The sequence below is a fragment of the Streptococcus sanguinis genome, assembly GCF_050223295.1.
Classification (GTDB): domain Bacteria; phylum Bacillota; class Bacilli; order Lactobacillales; family Streptococcaceae; genus Streptococcus; species Streptococcus sanguinis_X.
The window spans coordinates 662,349-680,751 of sequence record NZ_CP071424.1 but is presented as its reverse complement, the minus strand read 5'-3'; the positions used below and the strand labels follow the sequence as shown (position 1 = coordinate 680,751).

The following is an 18,403-nucleotide window of genomic DNA, read 5'->3' as shown; positions in this document are numbered from 1 at the left end:
TGGGGAAAATTTTGGGAAAAAGCTGGTTTTCAGAGAGAAACTCAGCAAAAAAAGATTGGATTTTCCCAATCTTTTTTCAGTCTTCAGCTACCAAACCATCATTTTTTATAGCATACTGCTCTATAATGCCATTATGGCCAAAGAGAACTCCATGGAGGACTCCTCCATAAACAGCTCCGCCATCCATGCCAATCTTGCCATCCTCAGTCATCCATAGCTGATCAGTTCCCGGTGCCTTATGCAAGAGGTAAAATGTCGGTGTATGGCCAAAGACAATCGATTTGCCAGTCTGATTGCTGCCTTCGTGAAAAGGAGCGCGAATCCAAACTTTTTGATAATCACTGGTTTCTCGCCAGTCTTTCAGATCCAAATCTAGGCCGGCATGAACAAAAATGTACTGTTCCGTCTCCAATAGGAAAGGCATCTGGCGAATAAAATCTACTAAATCGGCCGCCTCCGTCTTGACACGTTCCGCGTCTGCTAGTCCATCTACAGGAGCATTAAGAGGTCGGCCTAAAAGCGAATTAATCGTCGTATCTCCGCCATTGCGTCGGTAGTGGTCATAAGACTTTTCAGGATTGTCCAGCCAAGTCAGAAACATATACTCATGATTGCCAGACAGACAAACAGCTCCTTCTTGGTCCACTAGGCCCTTAACCCGCTCCAAAACTGCTCGGCTGTCCTCGCCACGATCGATCAAGTCCCCTAGAAAGACTAGTTGGCTGCGACCGTCCCAGTGCTGGAGCAGCTCATCTAGCATGCTGGCCTTGCCATGGACATCACCAATTGTAAAATACTCTGTCATACGCGCCACCTTCTAAAGGAGACCGAAACACTAGTGTCTCAGCCTCGCTTGTTTATTTTTTTAATAATTCTCTGGCTTGAGTCAAAGCAGCCTCCGTTACATCTTCGCCAGCCAGCATCTTAGCAACTTCCTGAACACGCTCGTCAGCCGTCAGCAGGCGAACCGTTGAGACGGTCGAATTCTCATCCGAAATCTTCTCAATAAAGAACTGATAATCGGCAATCGCAATGACCTGCGGCAGATGGGAAATGGCCAAGACTTGCCCATTGGAGCCAATCTTGTGAATCTTCTGAGCAATAGCCTGGGCCACTCGGCCAGAAACGCCCGTATCCACTTCGTCAAAGACAATGCTGGTCTTGCCTTCCTTACGAGAAAAAGCAGACTTGATAGCCAACATGAGACGGGAGAGCTCCCCGCCAGACGCAACCTTCACCAAAGGTTTGAAATCCTCGCCCGGATTTGCTGAGATGTAAAACTCTACTTGTTCATTGCCTTCACGGTTGAACTTGCCCTTACTGAACTGCACTTTAAAGCGTGCCTTTTCCATGTAGAGGTCTTGTAGCTCTTGCTTGATTTCTGCTTCCAGCTGGGCTGCTAGGCCGTGACGAGCCTGACTCAGCTCCTGGGCCAGCTCTACCAGCTCTCTCTCCAAGGCCTTCAGCTCTCGGTCCATATCCTCTGAGGACAAGTTGCTTCCAGTTAAAAGGCTGTATTCTTTGGAAATCTGAGCAAAGTAATCCAGCAAATCATCTACTTGGCCGCCGTATTTACGTGTGATGCTGTTAATCAAGTCTAGGCGACTTTCTACCTGCAGCAGCCGATCTCCGTCAAAGTCCAGTCCATCTAAAATATCCTCTAAGCGCTTGCTGACATCTTCTAAGACATAATAAGTCTCTGACAAGCTGCCGGAAAGCTCCTTGTAGGCTGGATCGTAATCTTCGATAGACTCAAGGTCGTTCATAGCTGAACGGACATTGGTCAGACTGGAAAAATCTTCATTATCCAGCATGGTATAGGCATTCGTCAGCGTATCGGCAATGAGCTTGTGGTTGAGCAAGCGGTCCCGCTCCTGATGCAGGGCAGTATCTTCACCGCTTTTGAGGGCTGCGCTCTCAATCTCCGCCATCTGAAACTCCAGCATCTCAATCCTGGCCTTATGCTCCTGCTGATTTTTCTGCAAAGTCAGGACTTGCTTGCGCAGGCTTCGATAGCGGTCAAAGGTTTCCTGATAGCGGCCTTTGAGATGCAAAAAGTCTGCTGTTCCGAACTCATCTAGCATGGCAATATGAAGCTGGGGTCTCATCAGTTCTTCCTGATCATGCTGACCATGGATATCCACCAAGTGCTGGCCAACAGCCTTTAGAACAGACAAATTAACCATCTGGCCATTGATACGGCTGACACTGCGGCCGTTTTGCAGAATTTCTCGACGGATAATCAGCTCGTCGGTCAACTCCCAGCCCTGCTCCTCAAAAATCTCTCGCAAAGCTCTGCTATTTTCCAGCGAAAAAAGTCCCTCTATCTCGGCTTTGGGTGCCCCATGACGAATAACATCCGTCGTAGCACGGCTGCCCAGCATCATGTTCATCGCATCAATAATAATAGACTTGCCAGCTCCGGTTTCCCCGGTCAACACGGTCATACCTTGCTCAAAATTAAGGGAAATCTCCTCAATAATGGCAAAATTTTTAATCGAAATTTCTAATAACATAGGCTTTCCTACCAATGGTGAATGATGGTTGCAACCCTTGCAGCTGCTTCCTCTGTCATCATAACCATCAAAATACTGTCGTTGTCTGCCAAGATACTGAAAATATCTTCAGCAAATTCATTTCTAAGATGGCGCTTGACCAGTGCTGTGCTCCCCGGCACCAGACTGAGATTGATCATATTTCCCAAGACCTGACAGGACAGGACGTTATTTTCAGCCAAGCCCAGACTGCTGGTCATGGTCTTAGGCAGCTCGTAGATATAGGTGTTATCCTTGAGCGGTATCTTAACAATCCCCAGCTCCTTGATATCCCTAGAGACCGTAGCCTGGGTCGCTGTAATCCCAGATTCCCTGAGATATTCTACAATTTCCTCCTGTGTGCCAATGTCATAGTCACTGACAAAGCGTCTAATCTTTTCTAATCTATCCTTCTTATTCATCCTTAAATTCCTTGTGTGCTGCCTCTACGACAGCTATCATCATCGCTGAATCAAGAGACTGCGGCTCTGTGCTCTTTTCTAAATAGGCCAGAAATTCCACATTGCCCTGACCGCCCTGAATAGGCGAAAAATCCAGTCCCCTAACAGAAAATCCAGCTTCCATCATAAATGCTATGACCTTTTCCAGAACTGCCAGATGGACCTTTTTATCCTTGACAATTCCTTTTTTCCCAATCTGCTCGCGGCCCGCTTCGAACTGGGGCTTGATCAATGCAACCACTTGGCCATCCCGAGCCAAAATCTCATGCAGAGCTGGTAAAATCATACTCAGCGATATAAAGCTGACATCAATACTGGCAAAGCTCGGCTCCTGCTCAAAGTCAGTCCTTTGGGCATAGCGAAAATTAAACTGCTCCATGCTAACGACCCGCTCATCCTGTCTGAGCTTCCAAGCCAGCTGATTAGTACCGACATCCACTGCATAGACCAGCTTAGCTCCGTGCTGCAGCATGACATCTGTAAAACCGCCGGTCGAAGCTCCGATATCTAGGGTCACTCGGTCAGTGACCGAAATATCAAACACTTGCAAAGCCTTTTCTAGCTTGAGGCCGCCTCGGCTGACATATCTGAGTTTCTCGCCTTTTAAGCGCAGCTCTGTGACTGCGTCAATCTTTTCACCAGGCTTGTCAAAGCGCTGGCCATTGGCTGCAGCAATAACCAGTCCAGCCATTACACCACGCTTAGCCTGCTCTCTGGTCTCAAAGAGCCCTTGCTTGTAGGCCAGCACATCTACTCTTTCCTTAGCCATTCAATCTCAAACTTTCTATTATCTTTTGAATTTCTCCGCCAGAAAACTCTGTCTTTTCTTCCAAGTCTGTCAGAATGTCCACAGCTTCATCAAGGGTCTGATTGAAAAAGTTCTTAGCTCCGTCCAGTCCCAGAAAAGCTGGATAAGTCGACTTGGCCGCAGCTAAATCTTTCTGCGGGGTTTTACCCAGCTCTTCAAAGCTGGCTGTCACATCCAAAATATCATCCCGCACTTGAAAGGCCAGCCCTAAGAGCTCTCCAATCCTACGAAGTTTGTCCTGAACAAAATACTCGACCTCCGCAATCAAACCAGCTGCGACAAAAGGATACATCAGAAGTTTTCCAGTCTTATTGGCATGGATAGTTTTTAAATCTTCTAAACTAATTGCTTGGCCTTCGCCTTGCATGTCCAGAACTTGACCCGCAACCATACCGAAGCTCCCTGCTGCCAGAGACAACTCAGAAATCAAGTCCACCTTGACCTGACTGGGCAGCTCGGCCCTTGCCAATAGTCCATAGGGGTCCAAAAAGAGAGAATCGCCCGCTAAAATAGCCATATCCTCTCCAAACTTCTTATGGCTAGTCAAGCGACCGCGACGATAGTCGTCATCATCCATAGCCGGCAAATCATCATGGATAAGGCTGCCAGTGTGAATCATCTCAAGAGCAGAGGCAACCTGATAGTGAGCCTCAGCTAGTTCTAGGCCAAAGGCTTGAATCAACTCCAATAGCAATAGAGGACGAATCCGCTTGCCGCCAGCCTGCACCGAGTACAAAATAACTTCTGATAAATCCGACGACACTTGCTGAGACCTATAAAAATCTTCAATCGTCAGACCAATTTTTTCCAGTTTCTCGTTTCTTGTCATTCCATTTCCGTTTCTGTGCCGTCTGCCTGCATGACCTTAACCAAGGTCTTTTCAGCCTTGTCCAGACTAGCCTGAAGTTCTTTTGAAAGCTTCATTCCCTTTTGAAATTCCGCAATCGCCTCTTCCAGCGCTACGTCACCATTTTCCAGCTTTTGGACAATGACTTCCAAGTCTGCTAAGTTTTCTTCAAATTTCTTTTCTTTGGACATGTTTTACCTCTACTTCCAGCTGCCCATCCCGCATAAGCAGGGTCAGCTCATCTTTTTCTTCAATGCCTGCACTTGACTCGACAACCTTTTGATTCTTTTGGACAATAGCATAGCCACGCGCCACGATTCGACTGGTATCCAGCATAAGCAAGGCCTCGGATAATCTCCTGACTTGAGCCACCTTGTTATCATAAATAACCGCCATGTTGCTGCGCAGCAAACGCTCCAGCTGGGCAGTCTGCTCCTGAAGACGCTGAACGCGACTGAGCGGATTCAATGCCTCCAAACGATGCTGCAAGATTTTGACCCGCTGTTGCTCTTCACTATAATATTCGCGAATTTTTTGCTTCAGTCGCAGGTTAAGCTGATCTAACTTCTGCAGATGGCCATCGTAAAGACGCTCTGGCTGTCGGAAGATAACAGACTGGGTTAGCTTATTCAATCGCTCTCGATAATAGCTCAGGCGATTGGAAATCGCTCGAGACATGCGGTTTTCCTGCTGCTGCAAATGTCCCAGCAGGTCCAGCTTCGTGACCGGTGTTGCTAGCTCAGCCGCAGCTGTCGGAGTCGCAGCCCTGCGATCTGCTACAAAGTCCGCCAAAGTCGTATCTGTCTCATGGCCGACACTAGAAATAACAGGAATCCGAGACTCAAAAATAGCCCGAACTGTTTCCTCTTCGTTGAAAGCCCAGAGATCTTCGATAGAACCGCCGCCTCGACCAATAATCAGCACATCCAAATCGGACCGCTCATTGGCCAGTCTAATGTGGTCAGCAACCTGAGCTGCAGCCCCAACGCCCTGCACTTTTGTCGGATAAAGGACAATCTCCACTCCCGGAAAGCGACGGCTGACCGTCGTGATAATATCCCGAATGACCGCTCCGCTGGGACTGGTTACAACACCGATTTTCTTAGGAAATTGGGGCAAGGCTTGCTTGAATTTATCTTGAAAAAGCCCTTCTTCTCCCAGTTTTTTCTTGAGCTGTTCAAACTGGATAGCCAAAGCTCCGATACCATCCGGCTCTGCTTTTTCAATGATGATAGAATAGGAACCGCTCGGCTCATATAGCTGCACCCGACCAATGACATTGATTTTCATGCCTTCTTCCAGCTCAAAGCCCAACTTCTGGTAGACACCAGACCAAATCGTTACCTGAATGACAGCCTTCTCATCCTTTAATGAGAAATACTGATGATTAGGACGCCGGCGGAAATTGGACACCTGACCAGTCAGATAGACCCGCTCCAAATAAGGATCCCGCTCAAACTTCATCTTCAGATACTTGGTCAAGGTCGAAACCGACAAATACTCTGGCATGCCCTTTTCCTTTCATTTCTAGTTTTTCCGTAACTTTTATTATAACAAAAAACTGCATAAAAAACCGATTACAAAGTCTAAAAATTCCCTGAAAGCAAGAAAAAAACTGGGCTTCCACAAAAGAAACCCAGCTGACTTAAAACCCAAGAAAATGTCTACTGACTCATCTCCTTCATCCACCTTGAAATGGCTCTGCTGATTGCCGTTGGCAGGACGACATAAGCTTCCTGACTCAAATCATCTGCGATAAGGGAATGAAGAAGGGTTGCAGCCGCCACTCGCTCAAAGAGACTGCTTGACTTGAACTGTCCAGCAAAAGCAGCAATCATACCAGCCAGCGTATCCCCCATTCCACCAGTTGCCTGATAGGGTCCGCCTACTGTCAGCTCAAAGACCTGCTCTTGCCCGCTTTGATAGATGGTCGTCCCATGCTTTTTCTGCACAACAATACTGCCCAAAGGCAGCTGATTGACCGCCGCCTGATTGGCTGCCGCTGTCTGATCTGACAAGCTCAAACCCGATAAGCCCTCCCACTCCTTTTGATGAGGAGTAAAAACTGTTTGGGCTTTTGGAAATGGCAAAGCTGCCTTGCTAAAAAGTGAAATGGCTCCGCCATCCATGATAAGTATCTGCTGCTCTGCCACAGTCTGAAATACCTTTTGTAGGATGTCTAGACCTAGTTGATTCTCCGCCAGACCCGGACCAATCAAGACTAGATCTGATTTGGTCAGTTGCTCTGTCAATCGGTCTTGCTCCTCTAGGTCAAAGGCCATGGCCTCCGGTAAATGACTGTGCAGAGGGGCGATATTTTCTCTATCTGTAGCAACAGTCACCAGACCGGCCCCACTATTTACTGCTGCCAAAGCTGCCATGATAATGGCGCCCCCATAAGGATAGGTTCCCCCAATCAATAAGAGACGGCCGTAGTCACCTTTGTGACTATCCAAGGGACGTACCCTAATGACTCTTTTTAAAATATTTTCAGCATTTTTTGACATGATATTCTCCTAGACCAACTTCATCCTGCACTGGTCTCAAGATGACCAAACCTATCTTCATTATTCACCAAAAGGCACCTAAACAGGTGCCTCGTATCGCAAGAAAGTTATTTTCTTCGGAAATCTGCAAATTTTTGTAAGATTCTTGCTGCGACTGCCTTGGGTAAATTTTCCTGAAAGGCGACCTGCTCATCCGCATAATCGCTCAAGCCCGGGAAATCCCCAACCTGCACAGCATAGAGAGAATTCTTAAAGAGCTGGATATCATTTTGATCATTACCAAAAGCTACATAATCCGAACCGCAGAGTTCCTTTACAGTTGAAGCTTTATTGGTTTCAGCCGGATTGATATAAAAACATTTCTCATGTTCATGATAGTCTAGACTTAGATTGGGCAAGTTTGCAAAACGAGCCTGTACATCATCTAAGAGCTGCTCGTGATTCCCCATGTAAATAACGACCTTAATAGGATGCTGGAGTTCAGTCAGTTCCAGACGTCTTGCCCGCTTGAGAGGATCCACACTGGCAATAAAAGGAATTTTTTCTAAAATCTGGCCGCTGTAGTCAAAAGTATTATCAACGAAAAAAGGCAAATTATAGGTCAAACAAGTATCTAAAATGGCTTGATAACTTGACTGATGCAGCTGGCGCTCAAACATCAGCTGTCCATCTTGATAAGCCACTCCGCCGTTCAGGCCAATCACAATCTGCTGGCTCAATTCCGGACCTAATAGTCCCAGACAATCTCGATAGGAGCGCGCCGAAGCAAACAGAACTTCATGCCCAAACTGAGGAGCCGTCATCAGAACCTGCTTAATCTCCTCATCAATCGTCATATAATCAAAGGACAAGGTCCCATCCAAATCAAAAACAAATTTCATGATTCAAGACTCCGTTTAAAGGCCTGGTAGGTCTGCTCCATCAGCATGGTAATGGTCATAGGCCCAACACCTCCAGGTACAGGGGTAATCAGACTGGCGAGTTCAGACACTTCATCAAACTTAACATCGCCAATCAGCTTGCCATTTTCATCTCGGTTCATCCCGACGTCAATGACAACAGCCCCTTCCTTGACAAAGTCCTTGGTCACAAAATGTCCACGTCCGATAGCCACCACCAAAATATCTGCCCGCTTAGCAGTCTTGGCTAGATTGTGGGTCCGCGAATGTGTTAGAGTAACCGTCGCATTCTTAGCCAAAAGCAGCTGAGCCATGGGCTTACCAACAATATTACTCCGCCCGATGACGACCGCTCGCTTGCCTTCCAGTTCAACGCCATATTCATGGAACATTGCCATAATGCCCGCAGGAGTAGCCGGAATCATAACCGGATGGCCGCTCCATAGCTTGCCCATATTAAGCGGATGAAAGCCATCAACATCCTTGTCTGGATCAATGGCCAGCAGCACAGCTTCATCATCGATATGCTCAGGCAAGGGCAGCTGGACCAAAATCCCATGCCAGTCAGGATTTTGATTATAAGTTTCAATCAAGCTCAAGAGCTCTTCCTGGCTGGTCTCTTCTGGCAGACGTTCTACCTTACTCCGAAATCCTGCAGCCAAGGCTGAGCGCTCTTTGTTACGGACGTAGATTTGACTGGCTGGATTATTTCCCACCACAATCACTACCAAGCCCGGAACCTGACCTGTCTTTTCTTTGAGGCGAGCCGTTTTTTCAGCTAATTTTTTCTGAAGCTTCTCTGCCAAACCTCTACCATCAATAATCTGCGCCATGTCATTCTCATTTCTTTTTCATTATCTTTTTCATTATACCAAAAAAATCTGTGCCCAGCCTATAACTTTTTCTTATACAAGGTTATAAGACGAGGATTCATTGGCAGCTAGTGGTAAAATTTTCAGACCTACTAAATCTTTTTCAAAACAAGATAAAAAGGGTAAAAATAAAAAGCAACGACGTGCTTTTTAGTAGAGTAATTCATAAATTTCCATTGCAATCAAATCAATGCTGTCGAAAGTATAGGTCTCACGCGCTGCAACATCACGCAAGGTGAAGACAGAGCCGTTTTCTTCGTCGTAACTGTAAGCTACTTCTGCTACAACCACTCCTTCACGCTCAAAATTACGTTTCAAATTTCCGCCATCCTTAGCCATAGCTTCTAAGCGGTTAATAATTCTAACTAAATGTGATTCCATTTTGTTTCTCCTATTTACTTAGTTCCCTCTTATTTTACCATAAATAGCGACTGAAATACCACTAAAAGCCTATTTTTTGCAATTTTTCAAGAATTTGTTTTCATTCTGCTCGGTCTAAGGGAGGATTTTGTAGTAAATTCTTGCAAAGTTCGAGAATACTGATATAATGAAACTATAAAACTTTGACTATTTTTGACCTTTAATCATTTCTATAAATAGCTTGCACACTAAAAGAAAAGAGGTATCTGCATGCTTTGCCAAAATTGTAAAATCAATGAATCTACGATTCACCTTTATACCAACGTAAATGGCCATAAACAGCAGGTGGATTTGTGCCAAAACTGCTACCAAATCATGAAAACAGACCCTGAACATTCCTTGTTCGGCGGAATTGCTAATGCCAACAATCACGGAACAGATCCTATTGATGACTTTTTCAACAGCCTCAGCAATTTTCAACAGCCTCAGGAACCAACTACTCCTCCTACCCAATCTGGTGGAGCCTATGGGGGCGGTGGCGGCTACGGTTCAAATCCTAGCAAGGGTGGTCAGCCTCAGCCAAGTCCGCAAAAGCCAAAAGGCCTGCTGGAAGAGTTTGGTATCAACGTGACTGAGTTGGCCCGCCGAGGCGAGATTGATCCTGTTATTGGCCGTGATGAAGAAATCGTCCGTGTCATTGAAATCCTCAACCGCCGCACCAAAAACAATCCTGTTCTCATAGGAGAGCCAGGAGTCGGAAAAACAGCCGTGGTGGAAGGTCTGGCCCAGAAAATTGTCGATGGTGATGTGCCTCATAAACTCCAAGGCAAGGAAGTTATCCGCCTAGACGTTGTCAGCTTAGTACAGGGAACTGGTATCCGTGGCCAATTCGAGGAGAGAATGCAGAAACTCATTGATGAGATTCGTTCTCGTCAGGATGTCATTCTCTTCATTGATGAAATCCATGAAATTGTCGGAGCAGGCTCTGCTGGCGATGGCAATATGGACGCTGGAAACATTCTCAAACCAGCTCTGGCTCGCGGAGAACTCCAAATGGTTGGAGCAACCACCCTCAATGAATACCGTATCATTGAGAAGGATGCTGCACTGGAGCGCCGTATGCAGCCCGTTAAGGTAGACGAGCCGACGGTAGAGGAAACGATTACCATCCTTAAAGGGATTCAGAAAAAATACGAAGACTACCATCACGTCAAATACACAGATGCTGCCATCGAAGCTGCTGCGCTTCTCTCCAACCGCTACATTCAAGATCGCTTCCTACCAGACAAGGCTATTGACCTCTTGGATGAGGCAGGATCCAAGATGAATCTGACCCTCAACTTTGTTGATCCCAAGGTCATTGACCAGCGTCTGATTGAGGCCGAAAACCTCAAGGCTCAGGCAACTCGTGACGAAGATTTCGAGAAAGCAGCTTACTTCCGTGATCAGATTGCCAAGTACAAGGAACTCCAGCAGACAAGTGTACTGGACAAGGATACTCCGATTATCAGCGAGAAAACGATTGAGCACATTGTAGAGCAAAAGACCAATATCCCAGTTGGCGACCTCAAAGAAAAGGAACAGTCTCAGCTGGTCAATCTCGCCAGCGACCTAAAGGCCCATGTCATCGGCCAAGACGATGCTGTGGATAAGATTGCCAAGGCCATCCGCCGCAACCGAGTCGGACTAGGAAGTCCTAATCGCCCAATCGGCAGCTTCCTCTTTGTCGGACCTACTGGTGTCGGTAAGACTGAGCTGTCTAAGCAACTAGCCATTGAGCTATTTGGCTCGGCTGACAGCATGATTCGCTTTGACATGAGTGAATATATGGAAAAACACAGCGTGGCCAAGCTGGTCGGTGCGCCTCCGGGCTATGTCGGCTATGATGAAGCTGGTCAATTGACTGAGCGCGTCCGCCGCAATCCCTACTCACTCATTCTGCTTGATGAGGTAGAAAAGGCCCATCCTGATGTTATGCACATGTTCCTGCAGGTTCTAGATGATGGCCGCCTGACCGATGGTCAAGGCCGGACTGTCAGCTTCAAAGACACCATTATCATCATGACATCCAATGCCGGAACCGGCAAAGCTGAAGCCAGTGTCGGCTTTGGGGCAGCGCGTGAAGGCCGCACTAACTCCGTTTTGGGTGAATTAGGGAACTTCTTCAGTCCTGAGTTTATGAACCGCTTTGACGGCATTATCGAATTCCAGGCGCTCAGCAAGGACAATCTACTGCAAATCGTCAACCTTATGCTGGACGATGTTAATCAACGTTTGGCAACCAATGACATTCATCTGGATGTTACGGAGAAGGTCAAGGAAAAATTGGTTGACCTGGGCTACGATCCAAAAATGGGCGCTCGCCCACTGCGCCGTACCATTCAGGACCATATCGAAGATGCTATTACTGACTTTTATCTGGAAAATCCAAGCGAAAAAGAGCTCAAAGCTATCATGACCAGCAATGGCAAGATTCTCATCAAGTCAGCCAAGAAAACTGAAAGCACAGAGTCCGTTCATTCATCACAAGAAGAAAAATAATTGTCGACAAAATAGATCAGAAAACAGTTAGTTTTCTGCTCTATTTCTTTATTGATTTTTCTGAACTCTATAGCGCAGAATTGTTTTCAGCTTGCTAGGGTCTGTCCGATTCAGATTATTGAGATAGATTTCTCTATGAGTGTGTGAAATCCGTGTCAGCTGGTGATTCTGGCAAAAGGCATCCATTTTAGCGAAGGATTGAGGTTCTTCGTCAAAAGAACCAAGATGCAGCATGGCGACACACATTCCTTCCGTCATTTCTTCAAAACGAATCTCGTCATAGAGAGGATTAGGCTTTTTGACACGGACTTGTTCCAGAGCCTTTTTCACCATCTCTTCAGTGATAAAGTCCGGCTGTCCAATCATAATGGTATAAATCAATTCTTCTTTAATCAGTTCTCCTGCTTGCTCTTGCTGCCAAAGTCCTTCCAAGGGATAGACTGTAAAATCAGTAAATTCTTGCTCGACCGCTGTCTTTTTGTAGTTCATCTTGATAGCATAGGCTAAGCTGTACAGAGCACCAACCCGTTCCGAAAAGTCTGCAGCATTAGGATTGCCCTTGCCGTCAATCATGATAAAAGACTGGGCAGGAACATCTATGAGACAGGGAGCAGACTTGATTTGATATAATTCTCGATTGGCTTTTCTCCATTCATATTTCATGAGAGAGCCCTCCTTTCTTTACTACAAACAGTATAGCAAAGAAAAGCTGACAACCTCTGTCAGCTTTTATAAATATCGGCAATAGCTTTTAACTTTTCTTTGAATTCTTCCCGTAACCGAGGCGGCTCCATGATTTCAACTCCATCCAAAAAGGATAGCAAGTAGGTATAAAGACTATCGTGACTCGGCAAATGCGTTTGGACATAAAGGCTCCCTTCAGTCTCCTCTATCTCTGCTTCGGAAAACTCCTCGTACACCCGAAAGGAATGCTTCCGGTCAAATTTCAAGAGGACTTTTACAGTATCTCCTAGCCACTCCTCGGGGCTAAATTTCTCATCCAAGACTCTCTGCTTAAATCGTTCCTCTAACATCTGACAGTCTCTCATTCTGCTGAGTTTAAAAAAGCGCGGGGCTTGTCTTAAACGACAAAAGCCAGCAACATACCAGTTTTGGCTTTTAAATACTAACTTCAGCGCCTCTAGCTTGCGCTGCCCTCTTTCTCCACACCCATTCAAGTAAGAAAAAGACAAGACTCTTCTTTGCAAGATTGCTTGCTTAATGGTATCAAACAGTTCTTTCTGATTTGCTTTTTTGCGCCAATCAGTGAAATCCACCTCCAGCCATGAAGTTGCCTGAACTTGAAACAAGGACTGTAGCTTAGACAGGGTCTCTACTTGCTCGCCATCTGTTAAAATCTGCAAGCCTTGAAGAGCTGCTAATAGCTCATCCCTCTCAGACTCCGAAAACAAGGCCTTGTCCAAGACAAAATCCTTCATCAGAAAAATCCCTCCGCCCTTGCCTGGGTTGCAATAGATGGGAATTCCTGCCAAACTCAGCTTGTCCACATCTCGATAGATGGTCCGAATAGATACTTCAAATAGTGAGGCCAATTCGGGAGCTGTTGTGCGGCCCTGCTCTAAAAGAAGATATAGGATTTTAAAAAGTCTGCTTTCTGTCATAAAACCACCTCGCTACTATTATAACAATTTCTTCAATAAATGTTTTCCTATTCCCATAAAGAAGAGATTTTTTAATATTCAAAGGAAAGAATTTATTATTTGAAGGGGATTTCTTTCAAGGACTATCATTCTTTTTCTGTCCAATAAACCGAGTAAATTCTTGACAGCTGGCCCTTAGTCCATTATGATAGATAGTAAACTGACTAGAGATTGAGGATATTAGAATGACAAATCCAACCTTTGGTGAAAAGGAAGCAAATGTAGAATATGTGACCCGTTACGGAGTCTATGCCGTTATCCCAGACGAGAAGAAAGAAAAGATTATTTTGGTTCAGGCGCCTAACGGGGCTTGGTTTCTGCCCGGTGGAGAGATTGAAGAGGGGGAAAACCATCAGACTGCCCTTGAACGCGAGCTGATGGAAGAACTTGGATTCACAGCCCAGCTTGGACGCTATCTTGGACAAGCTGATGAATATTTTTACTCCCGCCATCGCGACACCTATTTTTACAACCCAGCCTACCTGTATGAGGTCACCTCTTTCCAAGAAGTCCAAAAACCGCTGGAAGATTTCAACCAGCTTGCCTGGTTCCCAGTCGATGAAGCTATCGAAACACTCAAACGCGGCAGCCATAAATGGGGTATCCAAGCCTGGAAAAATACGCTTAAAGCTTAAAGAAATCATTCACAATTCATAGCAAACATGTTATAATAATAGCAGGTATAAAGCAGGAGGAAATCGTATGAAGCTTATTAATACAACAAACAGTCATGCTGACCTTGTCAAAAGCCAATTGGAAAGCACCGATGCGATATTAGTCGAAGTTTATTCTGCTGGAAACAGCGATGTTGTTTTTACACAAGCTCCTCTTCACTATGAAATTTTGATTTCAAACATGCACCGTGCTGTACGTGAACAGGAAATCGAAAAAATCAGAGAATTTTTCTTGAAGAGAAAAATTGATGCAAATACTATTGATAGAGCTGCTATCCGCACGATTTATGCTAATAATCTAATCGAAATTTCCATTCCTGTGAAACAGTAAAAACCTAAGGCCATCGCCTTAGGTTTTTATTGTTTATAGATCATGGTAATGTGAGGTGTAGCTTCAAAAATAAAGGGTTGGCCAACTGATTTGAAGCCATACTTTTCATAGAGAGCAGCAACCTGAACCTGAGCCTCTATTTCGATTTCCTTTCCTGGCCATTTTTCAGCACATAATTGCAAGATTTCTCTGATAAGCTGTCCTCCTAAGCCCTGTCCTCGTGCAGACTGAGCTGTGACTACTCGACCAAAGACTAAATGCTCTCCCTCTTCAAAGACACGGGCATAAGCATCAATTTCCCCCTGTTCATTAGCATGGTAAACATGCACTGCTTCTAGGTCATTCTCATCCAGCTCATGATAAATTCGCTCCTGCTCCACCACAAAGGTGTCAATGCGCAATTTTAAGATTTGATAAAATTCTATCGGGGTCAGCTCTGTTAATTTTTTCCTAGACCACATACTTGTTTCCTCTATCTTTTTAATGTATAATAAATGCAAATGCAACTATCAAGGAGTTCCTATGGATTATCGTCAACTTTTCCGTCAAATGGGATTTATTTCCAGACAAGCCATGATGAAAATGAATCAGAAAGCCAGTAACTACTGCCTAGACAATAATTTATTTCTACTGCTCATTCGTATCGTCGAAAAAGAAGGTATCAGCCAGTCACAACTGGCAGAACTGGTGCAGATTGACAAGACTACTCTCAGCCGTTCTCTAGGAAAGCTGGAAGATAGAGGCTTGATTATCAAAAAGACCAAAGCTCAAAATAAGAAGTTCAAAGAGCTCTATCCTAGCAGTCAGGCTCTCAAACTCTACGACCAGCTGATTGGTTTTGAAAATACCTACGCCAGTCAGGCTCTGCAGCAACTGACTTCCTCTGAGCTCTTTCAGCTCCAAAACATTTTGGCTAAAATAAGCACTCCTAAGTTATAAGTAGTATAACAGAAAACAGTTGCAAATGCAACTATTTGGTTTTTCTAATTTAGTTTTAATTTAACAAATTTTCAAATCAATCTATCTAAAAAATGGCTTGCCACTAAAGGGCAAAGCCATTTTTTATTTTGGAAACTTACTTGCTCTCAAAGCCTTCTGCGACAGCTTGAGCAAAGTTTTCTTCTAAAATTTCTGCACAGTGGTCACAGACAAGGGCTTGATAGCTGCGCTCTTTAACTGTTGTATCAATGCGGCGGCAGCGATCACAGACTTGCCCCTGCGCATGCTCTACAACAAAAGCTACATCTTCAAAGACTAGAGCGCCTTCTGGAGCAGGTCCTTCAGCAATCGTCAATTGAGAAACGATGAGAAGCTGAGCCACATCGCTATTAACTGCTTCCAGCAAGGTCTTGATGACTTCATTTGGATAGACAGTCAGGTGTGCTTCCAGCGATTTCCCGATAACCTTCTCATTGCGGGCTTCTTCCAAGGCTTTCTGAGCCTGACTGCGGAAGTCCATAAAGGCAGACCAAGTGTCCAAGATTTCTTCTTGATTTGGGAAAGTCAGAGCTTCTGGCAATTCGGATAACTGAACAAATTCTTCCTCTTCATGCTCCAGATAAGACCAAATCTCTTCTGCTGTGTGTGGCAGAATTGGCGTCAACAGCTTGGTAATCTTGACTAAAATATCATAAAAAACAGTCTGCATCTGACGACGTTCCAATGATTTAGCTGCTTCGATATAGACGACATCTTTGGCAAAGTCCAGATAGAAAGCAGACAAGTCAACAGTCACAAAGTTGACAATCGCTTTGTAAATAGTCAGAAACTCAAAGTCCGCATAAGCCTTGCGAATAGTCTCTACTAATTGATTGAAGCGGATAGTCATGTACTTATCAACGGAGCGAAGCTCTTCGTAAGCTACAGCATCCTCAACTGGATTAAAGTCAGAGGTATTGGCAATCAAGAAACGCAAGGTATTCCGAATCTTACGGTAGGTTTCAGAAACTTGGCTCAAGATATCCATAGAGATGCGAACGTCGTTGCTAGAATCAACACTGGTTACCCAGAGACGCAAGATTTCCGCACCAAATTGTTTTTCTACATCGCTTGGAGCAATGGTATTTCCAAGTGATTTAGACATCTTTTCACCCTTACCATCTAAGGCAAATCCTTGTGACAAGATTTGTTTGTAAGGAGCTACGCCATGGTTGGCAACTGAAGTGATGAGGGATGAGTTGAACCAACCACGGTATTGGTCTGAACCTTCTAGATAAAGATCAGCTGGGTAAGTCAATTCCGGACGGTTGACCACTACACCATTCCATGATGAGCCTGAGTCAAACCAAACGTCCATGATGTCCGTTTCCTTGGTAAATTCGCCGTTTGGAGAACCTGGATGAGTAAATCCTTCTGGCAAGAGGTCCTTGGCTTCACGCTTCCACCAGACGATAGAGCCCTGCTCCTCAAAGAGTTGAGCTACGTGTTCGATGGTTTCGGCCGTCATGATTGGTGTTCCGTCTTCGGCATAGAAGATTGGAAGTGGAACTCCCCAAGCCCGCTGACGAGAGATAACCCAGTCACCACGGTCACGAATCATATTGTAGAGGCGTACTTTCCCCCATTCAGAATGGAATTTAATCTTGTCAATTTCATCTAAAATTTCTTGACGGAATTTAGAAACAGATGCAAACCACTGTGGTACTGCCCGCCAGATAATTGGCTTCTTGGTCCTCCAGTCAAATGGGTATGAGTGAGAAATTTCTTCCTGAGCAAGGAGCAAGTCGCCAAGCTTTTCAATAACTGTTGGCGCAACTTTGTCATAGAACTGGCCTGCAAAATCAGGACCAGCATTTTCCATCATGATACCGCGCTCGTTGACTGTGACAAATACTTCCAAGCCGTTAGCTACACCGACATTATAGTCATCCTCACCAAAACCAGGCGCTGTATGGACAATACCAGTACCAGAATCTGTCGTAACGTGGTCACCAAGGATAACAAGTTCATCTACAGCCGTATCCCATGGGTGAGTTGTCACGATGTGGTTTAATTCTTGACCACGGTAGGTAGCCAAAACTTGAATATCAGTCCAGCCAAATTTCTCTGACAGACTATTCAACAATTCTGAAGCAACCACAAACTTACGAGATTCACCATCTGGTTGAACGACTACGTAATCAATATCTGCTCCAACTGTCAAACCGCGAGAAGCTGTGATGGTAAATGGCGTGGTTGTCCATACGACGATATAAGTATCTGTATCTAGCACACCTTTTCCGTCTTTGACGCGGTTAGCATAGTAAAGGGAAGTTGAAAGTAAGTCATGGTATTCAATTTCCGCTTCAGCAAGGGCTGACTCAGAAGACCATGACCAGTAAACGGGCTTAGCACCACGGTAGATATAGCCTTTCTTAGCCATTTCACCAAAGACACGGATTTGAGCCGCTTCATAATCTGGTGTCAAGGTTACATAAGGATTGTCCCAGTCACCAGAAACACCCAAACGCTTGAAGTCCTCTTTTTGCTTCTCAACTTGGCTAAGCGCATAGTCCCGACACATGTTGAGGTACTCTACCAAGTCCAGCTCTTTGCGCTTAACGCCTTGCTTCGCCAATACCTGCTCAATTGGAAGACCATGCGTATCCCATCCAGGAATGTAAGGCGCATGGTAGCCAGCCATAGACTTTGAGCGAACAATGATATCTTTAGAAATCTTATTCATAGCATGGCCAACGTGAATATTCCCGTTAGCATAAGGAGGGCCATCATGCAGGATAAAGTGCGGCTTGCCTTCATTCAGTTCCTGACGGCGTTGATACAGCTTAGCTTGATCCCATTCCTTCTGCCAGATTGGCTCCTTATTTGGAAGACCGGCCCGCATAGGAAAAGCAGTTTTTCCAAGATTGAGTGTTTCTTTCAGTTTCATTCTATTCCTCTTTATTTTTAAAATTACAAATTAAAAACCG

General features: G+C 45.2%; 19 protein-coding genes and 1 pseudogene. 4 read left to right on the top strand and 16 right to left on the bottom strand.

Annotated elements, in window-relative coordinates; all coding sequences use genetic code 11:
* Positions 1-76: 76 nt before the first annotated feature.
* The 12 genes and pseudogenes from J1C77_RS03545 to J1C77_RS03490 all read right to left on the bottom strand — a co-directional run bounded on the left by J1C77_RS03545 (position 77) and on the right by J1C77_RS03490 (position 9,309).
* On the bottom strand, positions 77-805 hold the full coding sequence (locus J1C77_RS03545; RefSeq protein WP_002921908.1) for a metallophosphoesterase: 729 nt from the start codon (positions 803-805) through the stop codon (positions 77-79).
* A gap of 52 nt (positions 806-857) precedes the next feature.
* On the bottom strand, positions 858-2,516 hold the full coding sequence (recN, locus tag J1C77_RS03540) for a DNA repair protein RecN (RefSeq protein ID WP_427195146.1): 1,659 nt from the start codon (positions 2,514-2,516) through the stop codon (positions 858-860).
* Positions 2,517-2,524: 8 nt separating this feature from the next.
* On the bottom strand, positions 2,525-2,956 hold the full coding sequence (locus J1C77_RS03535; protein ID WP_002902614.1) for an arginine repressor: 432 nt from the start codon (positions 2,954-2,956) through the stop codon (positions 2,525-2,527).
* Positions 2,949-3,764 carry a TlyA family RNA methyltransferase gene (locus J1C77_RS03530; RefSeq protein ID WP_002921916.1) on the bottom strand — a complete coding sequence of 272 codons (816 nt, stop codon included), beginning with the start codon at positions 3,762-3,764 and terminating at the stop codon, positions 2,949-2,951. Before J1C77_RS03530 ends, J1C77_RS03535 begins: the two co-directional genes overlap by 8 nt.
* Positions 3,757-4,632 (bottom strand): polyprenyl synthetase family protein, encoded by an 876-nt coding sequence (locus tag J1C77_RS03525; protein WP_002921920.1) that lies wholly within the window; start codon positions 4,630-4,632, stop codon positions 3,757-3,759. Before J1C77_RS03525 ends, J1C77_RS03530 begins: the two co-directional genes overlap by 8 nt.
* A complete protein-coding gene (locus tag J1C77_RS03520; RefSeq protein ID WP_002896137.1) occupies positions 4,629-4,841 on the bottom strand; it encodes an exodeoxyribonuclease VII small subunit in 213 nt (70 codons plus the stop codon). The genes J1C77_RS03525 and J1C77_RS03520 overlap by 4 nt, the downstream gene beginning before the upstream one ends.
* Positions 4,819-6,159: an exodeoxyribonuclease VII large subunit gene (gene xseA, locus J1C77_RS03515; protein ID WP_002921922.1), complete on the bottom strand. Its 1,341-nt coding sequence runs from the start codon at positions 6,157-6,159 to the stop codon at positions 4,819-4,821. Before xseA ends, J1C77_RS03520 begins: the two co-directional genes overlap by 23 nt.
* A pseudogene (locus J1C77_RS03510) lies at positions 6,104-6,339 on the bottom strand (initiator RepB protein). Before J1C77_RS03510 ends, xseA begins: the two are co-directional and overlap by 56 nt.
* Complete coding sequence (locus J1C77_RS03505; RefSeq protein ID WP_002921923.1) at positions 6,315-7,157, bottom strand: NAD(P)H-hydrate dehydratase; 843 nt, start codon at positions 7,155-7,157, stop codon at positions 6,315-6,317. Before J1C77_RS03505 ends, J1C77_RS03510 begins: the two are co-directional and overlap by 25 nt.
* Before the next feature lie 107 nt (positions 7,158-7,264).
* The gene (locus J1C77_RS03500; protein ID WP_002921924.1) at positions 7,265-8,038 is read right to left on the bottom strand and encodes an HAD hydrolase family protein; all 774 of its coding nucleotides are present in this window, start codon (positions 8,036-8,038) and stop codon (positions 7,265-7,267) included.
* The gene (locus J1C77_RS03495; RefSeq protein WP_002921925.1) at positions 8,035-8,889 is read right to left on the bottom strand and encodes a bifunctional methylenetetrahydrofolate dehydrogenase/methenyltetrahydrofolate cyclohydrolase; all 855 of its coding nucleotides are present in this window, start codon (positions 8,887-8,889) and stop codon (positions 8,035-8,037) included. The genes J1C77_RS03500 and J1C77_RS03495 overlap by 4 nt, the downstream gene beginning before the upstream one ends.
* A 189-nt stretch (positions 8,890-9,078) precedes the next feature.
* Positions 9,079-9,309, bottom strand: coding sequence for a DUF1797 family protein (locus J1C77_RS03490; protein WP_002896146.1), 231 nt, complete (start codon positions 9,307-9,309; stop codon positions 9,079-9,081).
* Positions 9,310-9,558: 249 nt separating this feature from the next.
* Between J1C77_RS03490 and J1C77_RS03485 the strand changes: the two genes are divergently transcribed.
* Positions 9,559-11,829, top strand: a complete 2,271-nt coding sequence (locus J1C77_RS03485; RefSeq protein ID WP_002915692.1) for an ATP-dependent Clp protease ATP-binding subunit — start codon at positions 9,559-9,561, stop codon at positions 11,827-11,829.
* Positions 11,830-11,877: 48 nt separating this feature from the next.
* Here J1C77_RS03485 and J1C77_RS03480 read toward each other — a convergent pair whose 3' ends face one another.
* On the bottom strand, positions 11,878-12,492 hold the full coding sequence (locus J1C77_RS03480) for a GyrI-like domain-containing protein (RefSeq protein WP_002921933.1): 615 nt from the start codon (positions 12,490-12,492) through the stop codon (positions 11,878-11,880).
* Between the two features lie 59 nt (positions 12,493-12,551).
* On the bottom strand, positions 12,552-13,451 hold the full coding sequence (locus J1C77_RS03475; protein ID WP_002921934.1) for a helix-turn-helix transcriptional regulator: 900 nt from the start codon (positions 13,449-13,451) through the stop codon (positions 12,552-12,554).
* Positions 13,452-13,675: 224 nt separating this feature from the next.
* Here J1C77_RS03475 and J1C77_RS03470 point away from each other — a divergent pair, with 224 nt between their 5' ends.
* Both J1C77_RS03470 and J1C77_RS03465 read left to right on the top strand, forming a co-directional pair.
* Positions 13,676-14,125: an NUDIX hydrolase gene (locus J1C77_RS03470; protein WP_002921936.1), complete on the top strand. Its 450-nt coding sequence runs from the start codon at positions 13,676-13,678 to the stop codon at positions 14,123-14,125.
* 67 nt (positions 14,126-14,192) lie between these two features.
* Positions 14,193-14,495 (top strand): DUF1827 family protein, encoded by a 303-nt coding sequence (locus tag J1C77_RS03465; RefSeq protein ID WP_002898025.1) that lies wholly within the window; start codon positions 14,193-14,195, stop codon positions 14,493-14,495.
* A 26-nt stretch (positions 14,496-14,521) separates the two neighbouring features.
* Here J1C77_RS03465 and J1C77_RS03460 read toward each other — a convergent pair whose 3' ends face one another.
* The gene (locus J1C77_RS03460) at positions 14,522-14,956 is read right to left on the bottom strand and encodes a GNAT family N-acetyltransferase (RefSeq protein WP_042762957.1); all 435 of its coding nucleotides are present in this window, start codon (positions 14,954-14,956) and stop codon (positions 14,522-14,524) included.
* A 22-nt stretch (positions 14,957-14,978) separates the two neighbouring features.
* Between J1C77_RS03460 and J1C77_RS03455 the strand changes: the two genes are divergently transcribed.
* On the top strand, positions 14,979-15,434 hold the full coding sequence (locus J1C77_RS03455; RefSeq protein ID WP_002921938.1) for a MarR family winged helix-turn-helix transcriptional regulator: 456 nt from the start codon (positions 14,979-14,981) through the stop codon (positions 15,432-15,434).
* A gap of 136 nt (positions 15,435-15,570) precedes the next feature.
* Here the strand turns inward: J1C77_RS03455 and ileS are convergent, their stop codons facing one another.
* Positions 15,571-18,363, bottom strand: coding sequence for an isoleucine--tRNA ligase (ileS, locus tag J1C77_RS03450; RefSeq protein WP_002921939.1), 2,793 nt, complete (start codon positions 18,361-18,363; stop codon positions 15,571-15,573).
* Between the last annotated feature and the right edge of the window lie 40 nt (positions 18,364-18,403).